Below are 22,180 nucleotides of genomic sequence, written 5' to 3'. Positions count from 1 at the left end.
CAAATTAAAATGAGGACATATAAAACAAAAAACACTTGCAAAAACGTTTTTGCAAGTGTTTAATTAAATATTTTTATCTAATAATCTGTATCGGTTATTCAGGACAAGACAATATTTAAGTCATTTAAGTTTTTAGTTATAAAATTATCAATTAAAATTATTTTTAAACGATTAAGAAATTAAGTTTCATTTAGAATTAACACTTAATTTTTCTTAATTTCTTAATGGTTTAAATCAGAAACTTTTTAATTTCTCTTAAAAATTAGACATAAAATAAACCTCCAAGTTTGCTACGCCAATTCACTTTGTTTGTGTCTTTGAAGGTTTTAGAGGCATCTCCCGAAGCTTCGGGACGGATTCGAACTACATCTTTATTAAATTTTTTCTAAAAATTAAGCATAAAAAAAAGAGACACATTTCTGTATCTCTTTTAGAGGCATCTCCCGAAGCCTCGGGACGGATTCGAACCATATCTTTATTTAATTTTTTCTAAAAATTAGTCATAAAAAAAAGAGACACATTTCTGTATCTCTTTTGGAGGCATCTCCCGAAGCCTCGGGACGGATTCGAACCATATCTTTATTTAATTTTTTCTAAAAATTAGTCATAAAAAAAAGTGACACATTTCTGTATCTCTTTTGGAGGCATCTCCCGAAGCCTCGGGACGGATTCGAACCACATCTTTATTTAATTTTTTCTAAAAATTAGTCATAAAAAAAAGAGACACATTTCTGTATCTCTTTTGGAGGCATCGTCCGGATTCGAACCGGAGTAGGAGCTTTTGCAGAGCCCAGCCTAGCCGCTCGGCCACGACGCCAATTATTTATTGGTGTGCAAATATAGTAAAAAAGTTAAAAAAGGAAAGCTAATAATTACAAAGTTTTTAAAATTCATAATTCATAATTTGTAATTCATAATTAACTTAACTTCTATATTCTTCCATTTCTATAGTAACTGCTTCAACATCACCACCAATAGGAGGATTGAGTTTAGAAACCGCCACAATAATTCTGGAAACTTCAGGAATTTCTTCAAAAATTCGAGTTATGATTCGGTGAGCAACATGTTCTAATAAGTCCGAACGAATAGCCATTTCTTCCACAACAATGCGATTTAAAAGCACATAATCCACTGTATCTTTTAAATCATCTGATATACTTGATTTTCTCAAGTCAGTCTTAACTTCTAAGTTTATGGTATAGTCAGAGCCAATTTTTCCTTCTTCGATCAAGCATCCGTGGTAAGAGAAGGTTCTGATATTTTTAAGTTTTATAATTCCCATTATTATATTTTTTATTTATGGTGTAAAGTATAAAGTGCAATTGCGAACTTTTCATAGGTTTCTATGGAAACAGTAAACATTAAACCTTAAACTTTTTTACCTTTGCTAAAATAAAACAAAAAAATGTCAACTGAAGAAAAATCACTCCATTTTATAGAACAAATCATTGAAGACAGTGTATCCAACGGTTTTCCCCAAGATAAATTACGTTTTCGTTTTCCACCAGAACCTAATGGATATTTACACATAGGTCATGCCAAATCGATTTGCTTGAATTTTGGATTGGGTTTAAAGTACAATGCGCCAGTAAACTTGCGTTTTGACGATACAAATCCAGCCAAAGAAGAGCAGGAATACGTAGATGCCATCAAAGAAGATTTGCAGTGGTTGGGTTTCAATTGGGCTGAAGAACGCTATGCATCTGATTACTTCCAACAATTGTACGATTGGGCTGTAAAAATGATTAAAAATGGGAAAGCGTATATTGACAGTCAATCTTCAGAAGATATGGCTGCGCAGAAAGGTACGCCTACACAACCTGGAGTTGATGGTCCTTACAGAAACCGTTCTATTGAAGAAAATCTTGCTTTGTTCGAAGGAATGAAAAATGGAGATTTTGAAGAAGGAAGCCATGTTTTGCGTGCTAAAATTAATATGACTTCGACTAATATGTTGATGCGTGATCCATTGATGTATCGTGTATTACACCGTCATCACCACAGAACTGGAAACGATTGGAAAATCTATCCTATGTATGATTTTGCACATGGAGAAAGTGATTATATAGAGCAAATTTCACATTCTATTTGTACATTAGAATTTGTAATGCACAGAGAATTATACAACTGGTTTTTGGACCAAATTTATGATGACTCAAAAGTAAAACCACATCAATATGAATTTGCCCGTTTGAACTTGAATTACACTGTAATGAGCAAGCGAAAACTGTTGCAATTGGTACAAGAAAATATAGTAAATGGTTGGGATGATCCTAGAATGCCAACAATTTCAGGATTGCGTAGGAGAGGGTATACAGCCAATTCTATTCGAAAATTTTGTGATATTATTGGTGTTGCCAAAAGAGAAAATATTATCGATTTTTCACTTTTGGAATTTTGCTTGCGCGAAGATTTGAATAAAACGGCTCCAAGAGTTATGGCGGTTTTAGATCCAATAAAATTAGTCATCACAAATTATCCAGTAGATAAAGAAGAATGGTTGGAAGCCGAAAATAATCAGGAAGATGAAAGCGCGGGATTTAGAAAAGTACCTTTTTCGAGAGAATTATTTATTGAAAGAGAAGACTTTTTAGAAGATGCTCCCGCAAAGTTTTTCCGATTGAGTTTAGGTAGAGAAGTGCGTCTTAAAAATGCGTTTATCATTAAAGGAGAAAGTGTTATAAAAGATGCTGCTGGAACTATTACTGAGATTCATGTAACGTATGATGAAGACAGTAGAAGTGGAAGTGGGAGCGAAGCCAGTCAACGGAAAGTAGCTGGAACCTTGCATTGGGTTTCTTTACAACATGCATTAGAAGCTGAAGTTCGTTTGTACGATCGCTTGTTTATTGATGAAGCTCCAGACAGTCATAAAGAGAAAAATTTCTTAGAATTTATGAATCCAAGTTCTTTACAAATTGTGAAGGGATTTGTAGAACCAAGTTTAGCAACGGCGCAATCTGGAGAGAAATTCCAGTTTCAACGTTTGGGTTATTTCAATGTAGATAAAGACACGGTTGAAGGCAAGATTGTCTTTAATAAAACGGTTGGATTGAAAGATGCCTGGGAAGAAAAAGGCAAAAAAGAAGAAAATGTATTGATGAATACTCAAAAAGAAATCAATAAATATGTAAAAGAAAAGGGTGAAAGCAATGCTAATTTGATTCTAAATAATATTGTTGACAACATTAAAAGTATTGACAATTACAGTTTAATTATTCAGACAATTGTAAAAAGCATTAAAAATGATAACAACTCGCTGTTATTTTCTAATTTGATTTTGCATCATTCAGATAAAGTAAAAGTAAAAGATATCGAAGAAGAAGCTTTGACGAAATTATACACCATGTCATTAAAAAGTCAAATGGCAGCGGTTAGAATTTTAGCGATTGAAAATTTGCAAAATGATTTGAATAATTATAGCCTTTTCGAAACACAGCTTTCAGAATTAAAATCAATCGAGAAAAACGAAAAAGTGTTACAATTATTAAAAGACCTTAAATTTTAAGACTTTTATTTTAAATAGATTTTATCAATCAAAAGTTCTCTTTTTAGAGGGCTTTTGTTATTATTGCAATTAATTATGAAAATATTGTTTTTAATATTTTTTTATTATTAAAAATGACTTTCATAAATCGATTTTAAGACCTTTTTTTAAAATAAATAACGATCTATATGGAATTAAAATAAACGTGAAACAGTTCGCTTGTATTCGCTTTTTGTCTTGTGAAATTACACTTTAACGAGTTGTTAACAGGGAGTTGTTAATAAACAGGTACCTTTATGAAACAAACTTTTAAAATTAAGAATCATGTCGAATTCAACAGGAAATACATTTTTGGCTCTTTTGACCGGAGCAGTAATTGGAGCTGGAATCGGGATTTTATTTGCTCCCGATAAAGGATCAAAAACCAGAGAAAAAATGAAAGATGGTTTTGATGATGTTAAGAATGAATTAAAAAATAAACTGGATCATGCCTCAGAAGAATTTAAAGACAAATTTTCTACTGCAAAAATTGATCTGGAAGAAACCTATGAAGAATTGGTTTCAAATATGAGTCACAAGACCGAAGATGTAATTTCGTTTTTAGAAGAAAAATTAGCAGAACTGAAAAGGCAGAACGCTAAACTTCAAAAATAATTTTGATGTACTCATTGTATCAAATCCTAAAATAAAATCTATGGCTTTTGAAGAATTAAAAGAAAATACAGAAAACATTCAAGAACAAGCTAAAGCGTATATAGAAAGTACTGCGGCTTATTATAAATTGTGGGGTTTTAAGGTTGCAATGAAATCAACAACGATGATCATAAAATTTTCATTGATTTTATTGTGTTTCAGCATGGTCTTATTATTTTGTTCTGTAGCTGCTGCTTTAGCTATAGGCATAGCTTTAGATAGTTACGCTTTGGGGTTTTTAATTGTTGGGGGAGTTTATCTTGTAGTAACAGGAATTTTATTTTCTATAAAAGATAAAATCGTTGAAGGACCCATTTTAGAGAAATTTTCAGAAATATTTTTTAACGATTAATTTATGGAAACCAAAAAATATTCTTCATATGCTCAAATAGAAAGGGAACTCGAAATTTTAAAGATTGAAAAAGAAATCAGTTATCAAAAATTGGCTTATGGTTTTCAAAAAACAAAGGAAAGTATTACGCCTCAAAATATTGTAAGTGACTTAATAGGGACGTATAGTTCTGTTATTCCGTATGGAGCAATTGTTTCTACTGCGGCTCCTTTTATATTAAATAAAGCAATATCGTTTATAAAAAATTGGTTTACTAAAAGAAAAAGAGGCAATTAAGCCTCTTTTTTTTATGAATTCAAGTACTCTATTCTTCTGTTTCCGGTGTTTCTTGAGCTTCTGGTTTTTCAGGTAGTTCGATGTTTTTTTCTCTTCTTGAAGTTCCTTTTTCACTTCTCTTTTTCATCAATTCACCCACTTGATTAGAAGCGCTAAACGATGCAATCATATTGTTAAGCATGTCGCTTCCTGCTTGTGGAGAATTAGGTAATAAAATTAAATTTGAATTGGTATCAGCACCAATAGCTTGCAGCGTATCATAATGTTGGGTTACAACAATCAATGCAGAAGCTTCTTGAGAATTGATTCCAACTCTATTTAAAACATCAACACTTTCTACTAAACCTTTGGCAATTTCCCTTCTTTGGTTTGCAATACCTTGTCCTTGTAAACGCTTGCTTTCTGCTTCGGCTTCGGCTTTAGCCACAATTCTAATTCTTGATGCTTCTGCTTCAAATTCAGCTACTGTTTTTTCTCTATCAGCAGCATTAATTCTATTCATGGCATTTTTCACTTGAATATCAGGATCAATATCTGTTACCAAAGTATTGATAATTGTGTATCCATAAGTCGTCATGGCTTCGTTTAATTCTCTTTTTACAGCAATGGCAATATCATCTTTTCTTTCAAAAACATCATCCAGTTTTAGTTTTGGAACTTCGGCACGAACAACATCAAATACATAAGAAGTAATTTGATCGTGTGGATATTCCAGTTTATAAAAAGCGTCATAAACGGTCTCTTTGATAACCATAAATTGGACTGAAACTTTAAGCTTTACAAAAACGTTGTCTTTGGTTTTTGTTTCAATGATAACATCTAATTGTTGGATTTTAAGATTCACGCGTCCCGCAATACGATCGATCAAAGGAATTTTTAAATGTAGTCCCGATTGTCTGATACTTAAAAATTTTCCGAATCGCTCTACAACAACAGCTGTTTGTTGTTTCACTGTAAAAAAAGAAGACAGTAAAATAAAGAATCCAAAGACTAGTAAGATAATTAATGCAATGTTCATGATAATTTGTTTTAGTTTAATTATAAATTTACAAATTAAACTTTAGAATTTATCGTATTTATCTTTCTTTATTTTTTGTGTAAAGGAAAGCTAAAAAATAAATCATATTTATCTTTTGTATTACTATTTCAAAACCTTTTTAAGCAATGTTTATCTTGAATGATGCAGTATTATTTTATCTGTATACTTTATTTTGTAATTTTTAATAAATTGTTTATAGGAAATATATCATTAATTTCTGTTTGCAAACACGAAAATGTCTATTTTTGACTCATCACTATTTTATAATCTTTTAATTTATTTTTATGAATAAATCTTTTTTATGCGTTGTACTACTTTCGAGTATTTATGGTACTGCTCAAACCACAGTTGTTGACGAAAAATTTGTCAAAGATGACAAACCCATTGAATTTCAATTATTAAAAAAACAAAACTTATTATTGGTTAATAAGGGTAAGCCTTATGGGTCTATTAGAGGAATTAATAAATCAGAATTGTATTCTGTTGAAAATTCCTCAAAAAAAACAATATTTGAAGATGGTAAATTTTTGGACTTTAACCCTTCAATTATTGATGACTCTTTTAGTGGTACACAATTTAATGGGGTTGGTTGGATATCAGACACTAAAGTGTATGATGGAAATAAGTTAATTGCGACAATTGACACCAAAAAACCAATGCTTTTATTTTCTAAAGAGTTTTCCATAAGTATCGGTAATGAAAAAAATAAAAGTGTAGGATCATTAGAGAAAGAAGATATTTTTTTACATAAATTTACCTATAAAACTGGAAAAACAGAAATTATTAAACTGGTTAAGCCAAAGTTTTTAAATGCAAACAAAAAAGATTATTTCAAATTAAAAGATATTAATTATAAGTTATATTATAACAAAGAATCGTTTGAAATAGCTACTAAATTTATCAATAATAGTACTAAATCATTTATACTTCATAGAGCAATTTATGATTATAATGGTAATATCATTGAAAATCTAGCTTACGATATTGATATCAATAAGCCGTTAATTTTTTCTAACAATGGTGGTGGAGCTATTGGTTCTGCAGCTAATGGATTTTCTATGTCATCAAACCGGACTTTTGGGAGTTCAACCGTTGATGTTTTTTCAGATCAATTATCAATTAATAATTATTATTTAGATCCTGGTGCCAGTAACTTATATATTTATGGTTTATATGGTAAGAAAAATGGTGAATTTGTGAACAATGATGTTCAAGGTTTTTACATAGTTAAATTTGATGCTAAGGGTAATAAAATTTGGCAGAAAACGGAAGAATTAATAGATGAACAAATAAAAAGGAATGCTGTTAAACTTAAATTGAACCTTGATTTTGATATTGTTCAAGGTAACATTTTGTTATCAATTCATAATAGTGCGTCAGATCCATATTATTTTTATAGTAAAATTAGTTCCAATAATGGATATATGATTAAGAATGATAAAATACTTTTTGAAGTTGATAAAATGGGTGTAGGCGAATACGTACAGACTGAAGTGGTTGCTTTCTATTATTTAAAAGATTTTAAAAATCTTAAATTTGACATGAATACTTTTAGTTTTTTAAAAGATAACCAAAAAGTTCAAAGCTATCTAGCCGGTTTGGGTAATCCTAAGAAAAAAATTTCGATCAACTCATTTACTTCTGATAAAGGTATTTGGTTAATAGAATCTGATAATAAGGAATATTATAAAGTTACCTATTTTAATCACTAGTAATAATTAAAGCCCACGTATAAATGAAAATGCCCCAAAAGTTCAGCACTATTTGGGGCATTTTTAATTACAAAGTAGCTATTGCTTTCTGAATTCTGCTTACTGTTTCTTCTTTTCCAATGACTTCAACGATATCAAATAGGTGAGGGCCTTTCAACGCGCCAACCAAACTCAAACGAAACGGTTGCATTACTTTTCCCATTCCAATTTCGTTTTTTGTCATCCAGTTTTTGACAATGGTTTCGATATTTATAGAGGTGAAGTCGGTAATTTTCTCTACAACAGAAATTAATTCTTGCATTAATGCCGGAGTCTCAGCTTTCCAGTTTTTACTGGCTTTTTCATCATAATTTGTTGGAGCTACAAAAAAGAAATCACTCATTTCCCAAAATTCTGATACAAAATGTGCTCGTTCTTTAATCAAGGAAACAATTTTCGTAACCTTAGACTCTTCAATATCAAAACCTTTTTCAGCCAAAATAGGGGAGAAGGCTTTAGCTAAAATAGCATCGTCTTGTTTGATTAAATACTGGTGATTGAACCATTTGTTTTTTTCCGGATCAAATTTTGCTCCAGATTTGTGAACTCTATTTAAGTCAAAAGAGTCTACTAATTCTTCCAGTGAGAATAATTCTTTTTCTGTACCGTCATTCCAACCTAATAATGCTAAAAAGTTTATTACGGCTTCCGGGAAAAATCCTTTTTCTCTGTAACCTGACGATTTTGTCATGCTGGAAGCATCAGTCCAATCTAATGGAAATACTGGAAATCCCATCTTGTCACCGTCACGTTTGGATAATTTTCCGTTACCAATAGGTTTCATGATCAATGGTAAATGAGCAAATTCTGGTGCTTCCCAACCAAATGCTCTGTACAATAAAACGTGCAAAGCCATGGATGGCAACCATTCTTCACCACGAATTACGTGAGACGTTTCCATTAAATGATCATCCACAATATTAGCCAAATGATAGGTTGGCATTCCGTCACTTTTGAATAATACTTTATCGTCTAAAAGATTGGTATCAAATTTTACATCACCACGAATAATGTCATGCATATGCAAGGTTTCATTCACCGGAGTTTTAAAACGGATGACATAATGTTCTCCATTAGCAATTCTTTTAGCAGTTTCGGTTGCAGAAATCACTAACGAAGTATCCAGTTTTTCTCTATTTGTATGGTTGTAGATAAATGTTTTTCCTTGTTCTTCTTCTAATTTTCTTGCTTCATCCAAAGCTTCGGCTGTATCAAAAGCATAATACGCATTTCCGGAATTGATTAATTCAGTAGCATATTGTTGGTACAAATCTTTTCTTTCGCTTTGGCGGTAAGGCGCAAATTTTTCATTTTTACCAATAGTTTCATCTGGCGCAATTCCTAACCATTCTAGAGCTTCCATGATATATTCTTCGGCACCTGGAACAAATCGGTTTTGATCCGTATCTTCAATTCTTAGGAAGAAAACGCCATTGTTTTTTTTGGCAAATAAATAATTGAATAATGCGGTACGAACGCCGCCAATATGTAAAGGTCCAGTTGGACTTGGTGCAAAACGCACCCGAACTTGTTTAGACATTGCTGTAAATTTTTTGCGAAGATACAAATTCGATTTCTGATGTTATTATCTGAAAATGAGATAATGTAAGATTAATGAGTTTGGTGATTTTTAACATTTCTTTATTCATTTAAATTATTACTTTTAGTGGTTATAAAAAATCAAAGTATAAATTTTGGAAAAACAGCAATTTATTTATCAAAAATTAGAAGCTTTCATCAGAAAGTTTTATACCAACGAATTGATTCGGGGAACTATTTTCTTTATCGGTTTAGGTTTGTTGTATTTTCTATTTACGCTTTTTGTCGAATATTTTCTTTGGCTCAAACCAATGGGAAGAACCATTTTATTTTGGATTTTCGTTGGTGTAGAAGTCTATTTGTTGTGTCGATTTATTTTGTTCCCCATTTTTAAATTATTCAAACTTCAAAAAGGAATCGATTACAATCAGGCTTCGGCAATTATAGGAAATCATTTTTCGGAAGTGAGTGATAAATTGACTAATTTTTTACAATTATCAAATCCTAATGAGCATCAAATTAAATCCGAATTATTATCCGCTTCGATTGAACAAAAAGCCAATGCGTTGCAACCAATTCCTTTTGGTAATGCCATAAATTATAACGGTAACAGGAAATATTTTCCTTTGGCTTTGATTCCAATAGTGTTATTTGCTTTCTTTTATTTTTCAGGAAACAGCAGCATGATTTCTCAAAGTTTTAATAGAGTAGTGCATTTCAATTCAGCTTTTATGCCACCGGCTCCATTTAAATTTGTAGTTCTTAATTCGAATTTACAAACCGAACAAGGAAAGGATTTTATACTTCGAATTAAAACAGAAGGGAAAGTAGTTCCTGAGAGTGCGATGATTTTTATTGATGACGAAAGTTATTTTATGGAATCTACTAAAGCAGGAGAGTTTCAATTTAAGATGGCAAAGCCCTCAGAAAATATTTTGTTCCACGTGGAGGGAAATGCTATTTCTTCTCCTGATTATGAACTTAAAGTGATAACCGTTCCCTCTATTGCAAATTTCGAAATGCAGTTGAACTTTCCAGCGTATTTGAATAAAAAATCAGAAGTTATCAAAGGAACAGGAAATGCTGTTATTCCCGAAGGAACGCGTGTTACTTGGAAGATGAATACGCTAGCGACACAAAGCGTGGATTGGATAGACGGAATTGTAAAAGCTACCTTTTCAAAAACAGAAAACACTTTTATTTTATCAAAAAATATTAGTCAAAATACAGATTATCAAATTCTTACTTCGAATGATAAAGTAAAAAACTATGAAAAACTCAATTATCAGCTTACTATTGTAAAAGATCAGTTTCCAACGATAAATGTGAACAATGCACCCGACAGTTTGAAGGTGGCTAAGAACTATGTTTTAGGTCAAATTTCGGATGATTATGGCTTGTCTAAACTTCAGGTTGTGTATTACGAAAGAGAGAAACCGCAAACTGCTAGACGTGGAACAATTGCTGTCGAGAAAAGTGCTTTTGACCAATTTATATTTTCGTTCCCAAGTAATCTCCCGGTTGAGCAAGGTGTATCTTATGATTATTATTTTGAAGTTTTTGATAATGATGCCATTCATAATTTCAAAAGTACGAAGTCATCTGTTTTCTCTAATCGTGTTGCTACAGATGAAGAAAATGAAGATCAAATTTTGCAACAACAAAATGACAATATCAATAGTTTAGAGAAGTCTTTGAAAAACCAAGACAAGCAAATTTCTGAAATGGAGAAGTTGCAAAAATCGGGAAAAGAGAAAGAAGTATTGGACTTCAAAGATCAGCAGAAAGTAAATGATTTTATCAAGCGTCAAATGAAACAAGATGAGATGATGAAGGAATTCACAAAAAAAATGAACGATAATTTGGAGCAATTTAAAACGGAAAAAAAGGATGATTTAAAAGAGGAGCTTCAAAAGCGAATGGACAAAGCGGAAAAAGAATTGGAGAAAAATCAAAAGCTTTTGGATGAATTGAAGGAACTGAATGATAAAATTCAGAATGAAGAGTTGTTGACTAAGTTGGATAAATTTAAGCAAAACAGTAAAAATCAAACTAAGAATTTAGAACAGTTGGTGGAGTTGACCAAGAGGTTTTATGTAGAAAAGAAAGCCGAACAACTACGGGACAAATTGGACAAGCTTTCTGAAAAGCAAGATCGATTATCCAATGACGAAAAGGAAAACAAACTGGAAAAGCAAGAAGATATTAATAGGGAGTTCGATAAAATTCAAGAAGATTTAAATGAGGTGGATAAAGAAAATAAGGAATTAAAATCACCTTTGGATTTACCAAAAGACGATACTAAAGAAAAAAGTATTGATGATGATTTAAAGAAAGCTTTGGAGGAATTGAAGAAAGACAAAAAAGATAAAGCGAAGCCAAATCAAAAAAGTGCATCTAAAAAGATGAAAGAGATGTCGAAAAAAATGGCCGAAAGTATGGCTGCAGGAGATATGGAGCAGTTGGAGGAAGATGTTGCGATGTTGCGACAAATACTAGATAATTTATTGGCTTTTTCTTTATCTCAGGAAGATGTTATGAATCAGTTTAGAAAACATAAATCTGGTTCGCCTGCATTCAATAAAAATATTAAAATTCAGCAAGATTTAAAACAACAGTTTAAGCATGTTGATGATAGTTTATTAGCGATGTCGTTGCGTAATCCAAAAATCGCTGAGGATATTACCAAAGAAATTGGCAATGTAATTTACAACGTCGACAAATCGTTGTCCAGTTTAACCGATGCACAAGTTACCAAAGGTTTGTCGCATCAACAATACACTATCTCAGCAGCTAATAAGTTAGCAGATTTTCTAAGCGACATGCTTAATAATATGCAAATGCAAATGTCAGGTGCTGGTTCTGGCAAACCGAAACCGGGTCAAGGACAGGGCATGCAATTGCCAGATATTATTAAAAAACAAGAAGGTCTTGGTGAGAAAATGAAAGATGGAATGAAAAAAGGAGATAAGCCAGGTGAGGGACAAAAAGGACAAAACGGCAAACAAGGCAAAGCAGGTCAGTCTGGACAAGAAGGTGAGGGTGGTGAAGGGGATGCGCAAGCTATTTTGGAAATATATAAGGAGCAAAAGCAATTACGTGAAGCACTACAAAACGAATTGAACAAACAAGGATTAGGTGGCAATGGACAAAGCGCTTTGGATCAAATGAAGCAAATTGAAAAACAACTATTGAATAAAGGGTTTAAGAACGAAACGCTTCAAAAGATGCTGAATGTAAAACAGGAATTATTAAAATTGAACACCGCCATTCAACAACAGGGAGAGGAAAACAAACGCCAATCTGAAACCAATAAAAAGGAGTTTAATAATCGATCTAATGCGTTGCCAGCTGCTTTATTAGATTATTTGAATAGCATAGAAATATTAAATAGACAATCCTTACCTTTGCGCTCGAATTTTAATCAAAAGGTTCAAGAATATTTTAATAAAAAATGATCAATTTTAATTACGAAACCGATTTTAATTTAGACAACGAAGACGTTGTTGCCGCTTGGTTAGGAAAAGTTATTACCTCGGAAAACAAGAAAGAAGGAGAGATAAATTATGTTTTTTGCGACGATGAATATCTGCATAAAATTAATGTAGAGTATCTTGATCACGATACGTTAACGGATATCATCAGTTTTGATTATTCTATGGGTAACGAATTGCACGGAGATATTTTCGTTTCTATCGAAAGAGTTAAAGACAACGCTGTTGACTTCAATGTTTCTTTTGAGGAAGAATTAAAGCGCGTTTTAGTTCATGGAATTTTACACTACTGCGGCTACAAAGACAAAGGCGAATCAGAAGAGCTTTTAATGCGTTCTAAAGAAGATGAAAAAATCGCTTTGTTCCACGTGAAACATTAGTGTTTTTTTGGTTTTCAAATCTAAAGTGTTTCACGTGGAACACACGGTACAGATCTGAAAAATTATTCGTCAATGTTTCACGTGGAACAAATACATAGATTTCTAAATTACAATCCTGAATCAGGGTTAAATTATATAAGAAGATGTTTCTAAATGAATATGATGTGATTGTTGTGGGCGCAGGACATGCTGGTTCTGAGGCTGCAGCTGCTGCCGCAAATCTGGGTTCGAAAACTTTATTGGTGACAATGAGTTTACAGAATATAGCCCAGATGTCATGCAACCCAGCGATGGGCGGAATTGCAAAAGGACAAATTGTGCGTGAGATTGATGCATTGGGTGGATACTCGGGAATTGTTTCGGACAGAACTGCAATCCAGTTCAAGATGCTGAACAAATCTAAGGGTCCTGCGATGTGGTCGCCACGTGTTCAAAGTGACCGTATGCGTTTTGCTGAAGAGTGGAGAATGATGTTGGAAGGAACTCCAAATCTTGATTTCTATCAAGAAATGGTCAAAGGTTTGATTATTGAAAACGGAAAAGTAAAAGGAATCCGTACTTCTCTTGGATTGGAGATACGATCTAAATCGGTTGTGTTGACCAATGGAACTTTCTTGAATGGTTTGATTCATATTGGTGAAAAACAATTTGGAGGAGGAAGAGCAGGCGAGAGTGCGTCGCATGGAGTTACAGAAGATTTAATTGCTGCAGGTTTTGAATCAGGTCGAATGAAAACAGGAACGCCTCCAAGAGTGGATGGTCGTTCGTTGGATTATTCGAAAATGAACGAAGAAAAAGGAGATGCCAAGCCGGATAAGTTTTCCTATTCAGATGTGACTTCGCCTTTGGTTCATCAGAGATCGTGTCACATGACGTACACTTCACTTGAAGTGCATGATATTTTGAGAGAAGGTTTTGATCGTTCGCCAATGTTCAACGGGAGAATAAAAAGTCTTGGTCCAAGATATTGTCCGTCTATTGAAGATAAAATTAATCGTTTTGCTGACAAGGAAAGACATCAATTATTTGTGGAGCCCGAAGGATGGAATACGTGTGAGGTTTATGTAAATGGATTTTCAACTTCGCTCCCGGAAGATATTCAATTTAAAGCCTTAAGTTCTGTTGCAGGATTTGAGAAAGTTAAATTCTTTCGTCCAGGTTATGCAATCGAATATGATTATTTTCCGCCAACACAATTGAAACATACTTTGGAAACAAAGCTTATTGAAGGATTGTATTTCGCAGGACAAATAAACGGAACCACCGGTTATGAAGAAGCAGCTTCCCAAGGATTGATGGCTGGAATAAATGCGCATCTAAAAGTGCGTGAAAAAGCGCCGTTAATATTAAAAAGAGACGAAGCATACATCGGAGTTTTAATTGATGATTTAATCACAAAAGGTACAGAGGAGCCGTATAGAATGTTTACTTCTCGTGCAGAATACAGAACTTTATTACGTCAGGATAATGCCGATTTCAGATTGACGCCAATGTCGCATATAATAGGTTTGGCTTCAGAAGCGCGTTTGCGTAGAATGGAACACAAATTAAATGAATCTGAAAAAATGGTGGCTTTCTTCAAAGAAACGAGTGTTTCGGTTGCAGAAGCAAATCCTATTTTAGAATCAAAAGATACGGCGCTGATTACGCAAGGGGATAAAATGTTCAAAGTTTTCTCTCGTCCGCAAATTGATTTGGAAGACATCATGAAATTCGACAAGGTTGCAGCGTATGTGGCAGAAAATGATTTGGACCAAGAAATTTTGGAACAAGCCGAAATCCAAGTCAAGTATTCTGGTTATATAGAAAAAGAAAGAAATAATGCGGATAAACTGCTTCGATTAGAAGATGTAAAAATACCAGAGAATTTTGATTATGAAAAAATCAAATCGATGTCTATAGAAGCAAAACAAAAATTAAGCAAGATTCGTCCAGTGACCATTTCTCAAGCATCAAGAATCAGTGGTGTATCACCAAGTGATGTTTCTGTTTTGTTGATTTACATGGGACGTTAGGCATTGTAGATTTTTGATTAACGATTTTGGATTGCTGATTTATGTAAAACCTGAAATCGTTAATCTTTATTCTTAAATCAATTTGTTCCACGTGAAACTACGTTGTGAAGGCTTGCTATAATTGAAGAATCACACAAATAAATAATTTAGCCCTGAAAGCATCCGTTGGTGTTTTCAGGGTTTAGTTTAAAATTAAAATATAAAAGCACTATTAATTAATGGACATTTCAAACCAACAGCCTTTTTTAACCGTTAAAGATTATTCTGTTTCTCAGGAAATTTTCGATTTATATCATGATGATAAATTGGATATGCTGATTACGACTCCGCAACCTAGTTTCGAAAATTTAGGAAAGTATTACGAAAGCGTTGATTATATATCGCACACAGATAGCAAAAGGTCTTTATTTGAAAAAGCATATCATTTTGTAAAAAACATTGCGCTTAAAAATAAATTGAATTTAATCAATTCATTGCAACCGAATAAAGGAAGCATTTTAGACATTGGTGCCGGAACAGGAGATTTTTTGTCCGTTGCCAAAGAAAACGGTTGGCATACGATAGGAGTAGAGCCTAGTGAAAAAGCAAAAGCTATTGCAAAAAATAAAGGTGTTTCATTTGTTGAAGAAACCAGAGAGTTAGAGATTCATTCTTTTGATGTGATTTCGATGTGGCATGTTTTGGAACACGTTCCAAATTTGGAAAACCAAATCAAAGAATTGAAACGATTATTAAAACCAAACGGAACTTTAATTATTGCGGTTCCAAATTTCAAATCCTTCGATGCAAAATATTACGGAAAGTTTTGGGCCGCTTATGATGTACCTATTCATTTTTGGCATTTCTCTAAAACAGCTATAAAAATGCTTTTCGAAAAAGAAGATATGAAATTGGTAAAAGTACTTCCTATGAAGTTTGACTCTTTTTATGTGAGCTTACTTTCGGAAAAATACAAAACTGGTAAAATGAATTATGTCAAAGCTTTTTTTGTGGGATTGCGTTCAAATTTTAAAGCAAAGCAAAATTTTGAGTATTCATCACACATTTACATCCTCAAAAACAACTAAAAATCATTTTAAACGCATTTAAACACCGATTTTTAATCAATCCACATCAGTAATCGGTATTTTAAAGAAGGTTCATTTAAATTAAGATATGAAAGCCGATTTTAATAGTTGTAAATTATATCAAAACCAATCGCAATAATAAAATCCTATATCATAAAAAAAGTAGCATTTTTAAAACTTTATGTCAATCCTATCTATTTTTTTATATTTTTGTCCATATTACTCAAAACTAGAAATTCAATAAAATGAAATCAATGATCTACGAATACCAAAAAAGCAATTTTAAAAATAAAAGTAAAAAAGCATTAGTGTTACTTGCATTATCAATTTCGATTGTTGCTTGTAACAAACCTGTCGAAGCAGTCAAAGAAGTAAAAACCGCTTACGTAGACACTTCAGAATTGATGAAAGAATATACAGAGGCAAAAGATCTTGAAGCAAAATACAAAGCAAAATCTGAAGAGAAAGGTAAACAGCTAGAAGCTGAAATTAATCGTTTCAAACAAGAAGCTGCCAACTTTCAAGCACAAGCACAAGCAAACGGTCAAGCTTGGGCACAGCAAAAAGGGGCTGAATTACAAAAAAGAGAGCAACAATTAGGGTACGCACAACAAGCGTTATCTCAGGAATTGCAAGTAGAAAGCGGAAAAGAAATGGATTCACTAGTTTCAGGAGTCAAAAAATTCATCAAAGCATACGGTAAAGAAAAAGGATATGCGTACATCTACGGTACAGGTGACGCGGCTTCAATTCTATATGCTGAAGACAAATTTGATATCACAAAAGAAATCATTAAAGCCTTGAATGACAAATACAAAGCACCTGCTAAAACAGAAGAAAAAGCAGAAGCTAAAAAATAATTTTTTTATATTAATTCAAAAAATTGCCTTCGTCTATCCTTAGATTGAAGGCATTTTTTTTGAAGCTAGTTACTTCGTCAGTTCGCTTCGCTCGTGTCCCGCTATCCGCTGTAAACGTAGTTCACTTAACGCCAATAAAATAAATGTACAATGAAGTAATCTCTCGTTTATAAAGTGTTTTTTCTTACCCTTCAAAGAAGCTTCCGTTGGTCGCTCTTTTCTGGCTATAAAAAAATCACTTTCTAAGTCTCGAGGATTTCCGCTACTATAACGGCTAAAAAAAACAATTCATCAGACAAATAGTTTCTTCAACTATAAAAAGTATTCCTAAAATTCAATACTTTAGCTTTATATATACACGCCAAATGCAAACTATTTCAGAAGCCGCCGCTTATACCTTACAATTCATCAATCAAACCCATCGATCCGTTTTCCTTACCGGGAAAGCAGGAACGGGAAAAACGACACTTTTACGGGAAATTATTCAAACCACGCACAAGAATACGGTTGTTGTGGCGCCAACAGGAATTGCGGCTTTAAATGCTGGCGGAGTTACGATTCACTCCATGTTTCAATTGCCGTTTGGAGGATTTATTCCAGATAATTCATCGCCTCAATTTTCAGAAAGTACTAAGTTTGAAACAAAAGCGACTCTACGCAGACATTTTAAAATGAGCGGGTTGAAGAAATCGGTCATTCGCAATATGGAATTATTGATTATTGATGAAGTGAGTATGCTTCGTGCAGATTTACTAGATGCTATGGATTATATGATGCAAACCGTTCGTAAAAAAAGCACTGCTTTTGGTGGTGTTCAAGTGTTGTATATTGGAGATTTATTGCAGTTGCCACCGGTAATTCGGGACGAAGAATGGCGTACGCTGAAAAGTTATTACAAAGGAAAATTCTTTTTCCATTCGCACGTGGTGCAACAAAACCCGCCACTTTATATTGAATTATCCAAGATTTTCCGTCAAACTGACGATACGTTTATTTCGGTTTTGAATAATCTGCGCAACAACCAGATTTCTCAGCAAGACATTCAAACTTTAAACCAATATGTAAAACCCGACTTTGATTTAAAAGCCAACAAAGGATACATTACATTAACTACGCACAACAACAAAGCTGATTCGATGAATGCGCAAGCTTTAGAAGATCTAGAAGGAAAATTAGTTACGTATCAACCAGTTATTACAGGCGATTTTCCCGATAAGATTTTTCCCGTGGAACAAGAACTGAAATTGAAAGTAGGTGCCCAAATTATGTTTGTGAAAAACGATTTGTCCTTTGATAAACATTATTTCAACGGAAAAATGGGCGTTATCAAATCCTTGGGAAGTCATGAGATTTTGGTTCATTTTCCCGAAGAAAACAAAACTATAGAAGTCGAAAAATACGAATGGCAAAACATTCGTTACAAAGTAGATCCAGCCACCAAGGAAATTGAAGAAGAGGTTTTGGGAACTTTTGTGCATTATCCCATCAAATTAGCGTGGGCCATAACGGTTCATAAAAGCCAAGGATTGACATTTGATAAAGCTGCGCTCGATGTATCGCAAGTTTTCCTACCAGGACAGGCATACGTGGCGTTATCGCGTTTGCGCTCATTAGAAGGGCTTATTTTGCTTTCTCCGTTGCGCATGAACGGCATTTCAAACGATCAGGATGTGATGGATTATTCGTTGAACAAAGCTTCGGATTCGTTTTTAGCTAATGCTTTGCATTTTGAAACCAAGAATTTTATCCATAACTATCTGATCAATACGTTCGATTGGAGTGAATTGGCACAGGAATGGCGTAACCACCGATTTAGTTATAATGAAAACTCGGAAGTTTCAGGAAAATCAAAACATGCGTTGTGGGCCAAAAAGCAAAACGAAGTCATCGAACAGCTTTTGAATCCATCCAAGAAATTCATATCGCAATTAAACAAGCTTTTTGCTCCCGAAACTGTAGATTTAAATCATGTCTCGGAACGCATTCAAGCCGCTTTTAGTTATTTTTTGAAACCTATGGATGACTTAGTATTTGAAATCCTTTGGAAAATCGAGGAAGTAAAACGCATCAAAAAGGCAAAGATGTTTTATGAAGAATTGATAGTTTTAGAAGAGGTACAAACCAAAGCCGTTCTGCGCCTGATGAAGGCAAAATTATTAATAGAAACCGTTGTTGCGGGCGAAACCATTTCGAAAGAAAAATTGACCTCCTCAGAAATAAAAAATTACATCATCCGCAAAACGGAAGCGATTCAAAATCAATTCAAAGAACTCAACATTACTTTGATAGATGATGAGAAAGACGTGGAACGCTACACTTCAAAAAAATCAAAAACTGTATTGCCAAAAAAATCAACGGTGCAAGAAACCTACGAATTGTGGGTCGAAAAGAAATCCATTGATGAGATTGCGACCATTAGAGTATTGACCAAACAAACCATTTATTCGCATTTTGTAAAGTTGATACAAACTAAAGCAGTAGCCATTTCAGAGGTTTTACCAGCAGATAAAGTGCAGGATTTAGCCGCCGCTTTTGAGGGGTACCGCGAAGAATCACTCAATGCTTTAATGGAAAAACACGGTCAAAAATTCTCTTGGGAAGAAGCCAGAATGTACAAAGCGAGTTTGAATTAACAACAAGAAAGTCTCACAACTAAAAAACCCTATTCGGTAAGAATAGGGTTTCGTTATTATAGTGATTCAATCAGTATCCAAGCCTCTGGATTGTGCTTTATATTGATTTCTTTTTTTGCTTTTTCGGCTTCAGCAAATGTGGCATAACTACCATATAAAACCGGATAATAACCGTTTTTGTTCGGCGCGATTCGTTTGGCATCATATCCTAAACGATTTAAAATTCGCAAGGTTTTATCAGCATTTTTTTCTTCTCTGTAAACTCCAGCCATAATGTGATAGGGCATTTTTGCTTCCGTAGTCGATTTTACTGCCAGTGTCACTGCAGGAACTGGGCTTTCGATAAAGAAAGTAGCTTGCTGAATTTTATTTTGAACTTGTTTTTGAACTGCAGTTTCAACCAGCAACGTTTCTGAGGCGATTTGGTTTTGATACATTGGATAACCAACACTTCCTGCAAGTCCTAATCCTAATACAAAAATTGCAGCGTATTTTAAGTAAGAATTTGTAGTTCTGGTTTCTTCAGGAATTAAAGTAATTGTTGCTTTTTCTTCAATTACCTCTATCTCTTTTTCGAAAATTTTTCTTTTTACAAGTGGAGAGACAAAAGGTGCCAACCCAAAAGAACTGGTCAAATAATTGGTTTGATCGTACGGAGTAAAAACAATATTTTTATCAGCGTTTAAACGAAGTTCACCGACATTTTTTATCGTAACATTCTGGTTTTCTTCGAATGTTTTTTTCCAATTAAAAACTTCGTATTGAATTTTACTAACAGCATATTCATAAGATGTCTTTTCAGCTAAAGCAATTTGATTGGCTAATAAACCGTCATTGTTTTTTAGATTCGCATTAAAGGCAATTCTTTTTGTAGGAGGAGAAAACGAATGCGTACTCTCATTAAGTGCTGCCGATTTGATTTCGGTCAAAAAAGCTCCGAAACCTGGCACGGTAACACATTGATAACGGTACAAAAGCTGTGCGATATAAAGTTCGATTTTCATACTTACAAAGTTATACAACCAAAATAGTTATCAAAATTTTATTCACAATTTTTATTAACAATCCGCATAAAAATTTATACATTTCACGTTCAAATAATTAGCATGAAGGAACAGGATTTATTTTATTTATTAGCATTGCAAAGAATAGAAGGCGTGGGCGATATTATGGCCAAAAAACTGCTCACGCATTGTGGTTCGGCCGAAGCGATCTTTACTACAAAGACTTCAGCGCTAGCGGCTATTGACGGAATTGGTAGTGTGTTGCTGAAAAATTTAAGAGATAAATCCGTTTTCGAAAAAGCAACTCAAGAACTGGAATTTATAAAATCGAATGAAATCAATGCAGCTTATTTTCAGGACGAGGATTATCCGGAACGTTTGAAACAGTGTATTGACGGTCCACTTTTATTATTCACCTCCGGAAATATCAATTTAAAAAACAGACGAATCATTAGCATTGTAGGAACGCGGCAAATTACCTCGTATGGAACGGAATTTTGCCGAAAACTGATCGAAGATTTAGCACCGCTTGATCCTATAATCGTGAGTGGTTTTGCTTATGGTGTTGATATTGTTGCGCACCAACTGGCAATGGAACATAATTTACAGACGATAGGAGTGGTGGCGCATGGTTTAAACCAAATTTACCCGAAAACCCATAAAAAATATGTAGCGAAAGTGGAGCAGAACGGTGGTTTTATGACCGAGTTTTGGAGTTCATCCAATCCAGATAAAGAAAATTTCGTTAGAAGAAACAGAATTGTTGCAGGAATGTCCGAAGCGACCATCGTAATCGAATCAGCCGATAGAGGCGGTTCCTTAATCACGGCAAATATGGCAAATGATTACAACCGTGATGTATTTGCAGTTCCAGGCCGTGTTACCGATAAGTACAGTCAAGGTTGCAACAACCTGATAAAAACCCAAAAAGCAAATGTATTGACTGGTGCCGCTGATTTGATATATATATTGAATTGGGATATTCAAAAGGAATCTAAACCCGTACAGAAACAACTCTTTGTAAGCCTTGACGATGACGAGCAAAAAGTCTACGATTACCTCCTTAAAACCGGAAAAGAACTGATGGATATTATTGCTTTGCGCTGTGATTTCCCTATTTACAAAATCTCAGGAATGCTTCTAAATATGGAGTTAAAAGGCGTTATAAGGCCATTACCAGGCAAATTATTCGAAGCAATATAAATGCGACAATCGAGGGTTTTTTGTTAAAACAGCACCTTAAAAACAGCGTTAATTTTTTTAAAGGTTATTGCAGAAGTATGTCCATAGAAATCATGCAGGTGTTTTTTTAGGAGCAGCACATTTTTTGCATAGCACCCGAGTTGTCCCGCTGTACTTTTCAATCTCTTATGCCGAACCCCGTCACAAGAGGATTTTCACTACCATCTGGGCTAGGTGAGAACGTTTTGTTTTCATAACAAAAAAAATAGGAACTACGTTTTGTAATACTGCTAGTTGAATTATTCGTTTTACAAGCGCTACGGTTTGTTTAGACCTAACAGGTTTTTAAAACCTGTTAGGTCTAAGTCCTAATAAAATTCTAGTATATTGTAAATAAAAAACGCTAAT

The 22,180-nt window shown here is 33.7% G+C and carries 16 protein-coding genes and 1 tRNA gene; 12 read left to right on the top strand and 5 right to left on the bottom strand.

The features are described 5' to 3' along the window. Window positions 1-743 precede the first annotated feature (743 nt). Window positions 744-817: transfer RNA gene (locus ACNQGO_RS13995), tRNA-Cys, on the bottom strand. 105 nt (window positions 818-922) lie between these two features. Further along, window positions 923-1,282: a dihydroneopterin aldolase gene (gene folB / locus ACNQGO_RS13990; protein ID WP_417985647.1), complete on the bottom strand. Its 360-nt coding sequence runs from the start codon at window positions 1,280-1,282 to the stop codon at window positions 923-925. A 123-nt stretch (window positions 1,283-1,405) separates the two neighbouring features. Between folB and ACNQGO_RS13985 the strand changes: the two genes are divergently transcribed. The 4 genes from ACNQGO_RS13985 (at window position 1,406) to ACNQGO_RS13970 (ending at window position 4,808) form a co-directional block, all read left to right on the top strand. Continuing rightward, window positions 1,406-3,508 carry a glutamine--tRNA ligase/YqeY domain fusion protein gene (locus ACNQGO_RS13985; RefSeq protein WP_417985646.1) on the top strand — a complete coding sequence of 701 codons (2,103 nt, stop codon included), beginning with the start codon at window positions 1,406-1,408 and terminating at the stop codon, window positions 3,506-3,508. Window positions 3,509-3,811: 303 nt separating this feature from the next. Further along, window positions 3,812-4,141 carry a YtxH domain-containing protein gene (locus tag ACNQGO_RS13980; protein ID WP_417947988.1) on the top strand — a complete coding sequence of 110 codons (330 nt, stop codon included), beginning with the start codon at window positions 3,812-3,814 and terminating at the stop codon, window positions 4,139-4,141. A 40-nt stretch (window positions 4,142-4,181) separates the two neighbouring features. Further along, complete coding sequence (locus ACNQGO_RS13975) at window positions 4,182-4,532, top strand: competence protein (RefSeq protein WP_417947989.1); 351 nt, start codon at window positions 4,182-4,184, stop codon at window positions 4,530-4,532. Between the two features lie 3 nt (window positions 4,533-4,535). Next, window positions 4,536-4,808: a DUF6327 family protein gene (locus tag ACNQGO_RS13970; RefSeq protein ID WP_417947990.1), complete on the top strand. Its 273-nt coding sequence runs from the start codon at window positions 4,536-4,538 to the stop codon at window positions 4,806-4,808. A 28-nt stretch (window positions 4,809-4,836) separates the two neighbouring features. Here ACNQGO_RS13970 and ACNQGO_RS13965 read toward each other — a convergent pair whose 3' ends face one another. Beyond that, window positions 4,837-5,826 carry an SPFH domain-containing protein gene (locus tag ACNQGO_RS13965; RefSeq protein ID WP_417985645.1) on the bottom strand — a complete coding sequence of 330 codons (990 nt, stop codon included), beginning with the start codon at window positions 5,824-5,826 and terminating at the stop codon, window positions 4,837-4,839. 305 nt (window positions 5,827-6,131) lie between these two features. On the opposite strand from ACNQGO_RS13965, the gene ACNQGO_RS13960 reads away from it, so the two are divergent. Continuing rightward, complete coding sequence (locus tag ACNQGO_RS13960) at window positions 6,132-7,559, top strand: hypothetical protein (RefSeq protein WP_417985644.1); 1,428 nt, start codon at window positions 6,132-6,134, stop codon at window positions 7,557-7,559. Window positions 7,560-7,626: 67 nt separating this feature from the next. Here the strand turns inward: ACNQGO_RS13960 and gltX are convergent, their stop codons facing one another. Then, window positions 7,627-9,138, bottom strand: coding sequence for a glutamate--tRNA ligase (gltX, locus tag ACNQGO_RS13955; protein ID WP_417947808.1), 1,512 nt, complete (start codon window positions 9,136-9,138; stop codon window positions 7,627-7,629). Window positions 9,139-9,292: 154 nt separating this feature from the next. Between gltX and ACNQGO_RS13950 the strand changes: the two genes are divergently transcribed. The 6 genes from ACNQGO_RS13950 (at window position 9,293) to ACNQGO_RS13925 (ending at window position 19,586) form a co-directional block, all read left to right on the top strand. Then, a complete protein-coding gene (locus ACNQGO_RS13950; protein ID WP_417985643.1) occupies window positions 9,293-12,595 on the top strand; it encodes a hypothetical protein in 3,303 nt (1,100 codons plus the stop codon). Then, window positions 12,592-13,011, top strand: coding sequence for an rRNA maturation RNase YbeY (gene ybeY / locus ACNQGO_RS13945; protein WP_417985642.1), 420 nt, complete (start codon window positions 12,592-12,594; stop codon window positions 13,009-13,011). Before ACNQGO_RS13950 ends, ybeY begins: the two co-directional genes overlap by 4 nt. A 143-nt stretch (window positions 13,012-13,154) precedes the next feature. Continuing rightward, on the top strand, window positions 13,155-15,026 hold the full coding sequence (gene mnmG / locus ACNQGO_RS13940) for a tRNA uridine-5-carboxymethylaminomethyl(34) synthesis enzyme MnmG (protein WP_417985641.1): 1,872 nt from the start codon (window positions 13,155-13,157) through the stop codon (window positions 15,024-15,026). Window positions 15,027-15,244: 218 nt separating this feature from the next. Then, window positions 15,245-16,093 (top strand): class I SAM-dependent methyltransferase, encoded by an 849-nt coding sequence (locus ACNQGO_RS13935; RefSeq protein WP_417947966.1) that lies wholly within the window; start codon window positions 15,245-15,247, stop codon window positions 16,091-16,093. 254 nt (window positions 16,094-16,347) lie between these two features. Next, a complete protein-coding gene (locus tag ACNQGO_RS13930; protein WP_417968587.1) occupies window positions 16,348-16,953 on the top strand; it encodes an OmpH/Skp family outer membrane protein in 606 nt (201 codons plus the stop codon). Window positions 16,954-17,318: 365 nt separating this feature from the next. Next, window positions 17,319-19,586, top strand: a complete 2,268-nt coding sequence (locus ACNQGO_RS13925) for a helix-turn-helix domain-containing protein (protein ID WP_417985640.1) — start codon at window positions 17,319-17,321, stop codon at window positions 19,584-19,586. Between the two features lie 56 nt (window positions 19,587-19,642). Here the strand turns inward: ACNQGO_RS13925 and ACNQGO_RS13920 are convergent, their stop codons facing one another. Then, a complete protein-coding gene (locus tag ACNQGO_RS13920) occupies window positions 19,643-20,590 on the bottom strand; it encodes an HU domain-containing protein (RefSeq protein WP_417985639.1) in 948 nt (315 codons plus the stop codon). Window positions 20,591-20,692: 102 nt separating this feature from the next. Between ACNQGO_RS13920 and dprA the strand changes: the two genes are divergently transcribed. Beyond that, on the top strand, window positions 20,693-21,793 hold the full coding sequence (gene dprA / locus ACNQGO_RS13915; RefSeq protein WP_417985638.1) for a DNA-processing protein DprA: 1,101 nt from the start codon (window positions 20,693-20,695) through the stop codon (window positions 21,791-21,793). Window positions 21,794-22,180 lie beyond the last annotated feature (387 nt).

The organism is Flavobacterium frigidum (assembly GCF_048286735.1).
GTDB lineage: Bacteria > Bacteroidota > Bacteroidia > Flavobacteriales > Flavobacteriaceae > Flavobacterium.
Note: the sequence above shows the minus strand (reverse complement) of the source record. Positions and strands in the feature narration are given on the sequence as shown.

Excerpts from the sequence above, each read along its gene's own strand:
- ACNQGO_RS13970 (WP_417947990.1), top strand. The coding sequence starts at position 4,536 with ATGGAAACCAAAAAATATTCTTCATATGCTCAAATAGAAAGGGAACTC.
- ACNQGO_RS13975 (WP_417947989.1), top strand. The coding sequence starts at position 4,182 with ATGGCTTTTGAAGAATTAAAAGAAAATACAGAAAACATTCAAGAACAA.
- ACNQGO_RS13930 (WP_417968587.1), top strand. The coding sequence starts at position 16,348 with ATGATCTACGAATACCAAAAAAGCAATTTTAAAAATAAAAGTAAAAAA.
- ACNQGO_RS13960 (WP_417985644.1), top strand. The coding sequence starts at position 6,132 with ATGAATAAATCTTTTTTATGCGTTGTACTACTTTCGAGTATTTATGGT.
- ACNQGO_RS13935 (WP_417947966.1), top strand. The coding sequence starts at position 15,245 with ATGGACATTTCAAACCAACAGCCTTTTTTAACCGTTAAAGATTATTCT.
- ACNQGO_RS13965 (WP_417985645.1), bottom strand. The coding sequence starts at position 5,826 with ATGAACATTGCATTAATTATCTTACTAGTCTTTGGATTCTTTATTTTA.
- dprA (WP_417985638.1), top strand. The coding sequence starts at position 20,693 with ATGAAGGAACAGGATTTATTTTATTTATTAGCATTGCAAAGAATAGAA.
- mnmG (WP_417985641.1), top strand. The coding sequence starts at position 13,155 with ATGTTTCTAAATGAATATGATGTGATTGTTGTGGGCGCAGGACATGCT.
- ACNQGO_RS13985 (WP_417985646.1), top strand. The coding sequence starts at position 1,406 with ATGTCAACTGAAGAAAAATCACTCCATTTTATAGAACAAATCATTGAA.
- ACNQGO_RS13980 (WP_417947988.1), top strand. The coding sequence starts at position 3,812 with ATGTCGAATTCAACAGGAAATACATTTTTGGCTCTTTTGACCGGAGCA.
- ybeY (WP_417985642.1), top strand. The coding sequence starts at position 12,592 with ATGATCAATTTTAATTACGAAACCGATTTTAATTTAGACAACGAAGAC.
- ACNQGO_RS13920 (WP_417985639.1), bottom strand. The coding sequence starts at position 20,590 with ATGAAAATCGAACTTTATATCGCACAGCTTTTGTACCGTTATCAATGT.
- gltX (WP_417947808.1), bottom strand. The coding sequence starts at position 9,138 with ATGTCTAAACAAGTTCGGGTGCGTTTTGCACCAAGTCCAACTGGACCT.
- folB (WP_417985647.1), bottom strand. The coding sequence starts at position 1,282 with ATGGGAATTATAAAACTTAAAAATATCAGAACCTTCTCTTACCACGGA.
- ACNQGO_RS13925 (WP_417985640.1), top strand. The coding sequence starts at position 17,319 with ATGCAAACTATTTCAGAAGCCGCCGCTTATACCTTACAATTCATCAAT.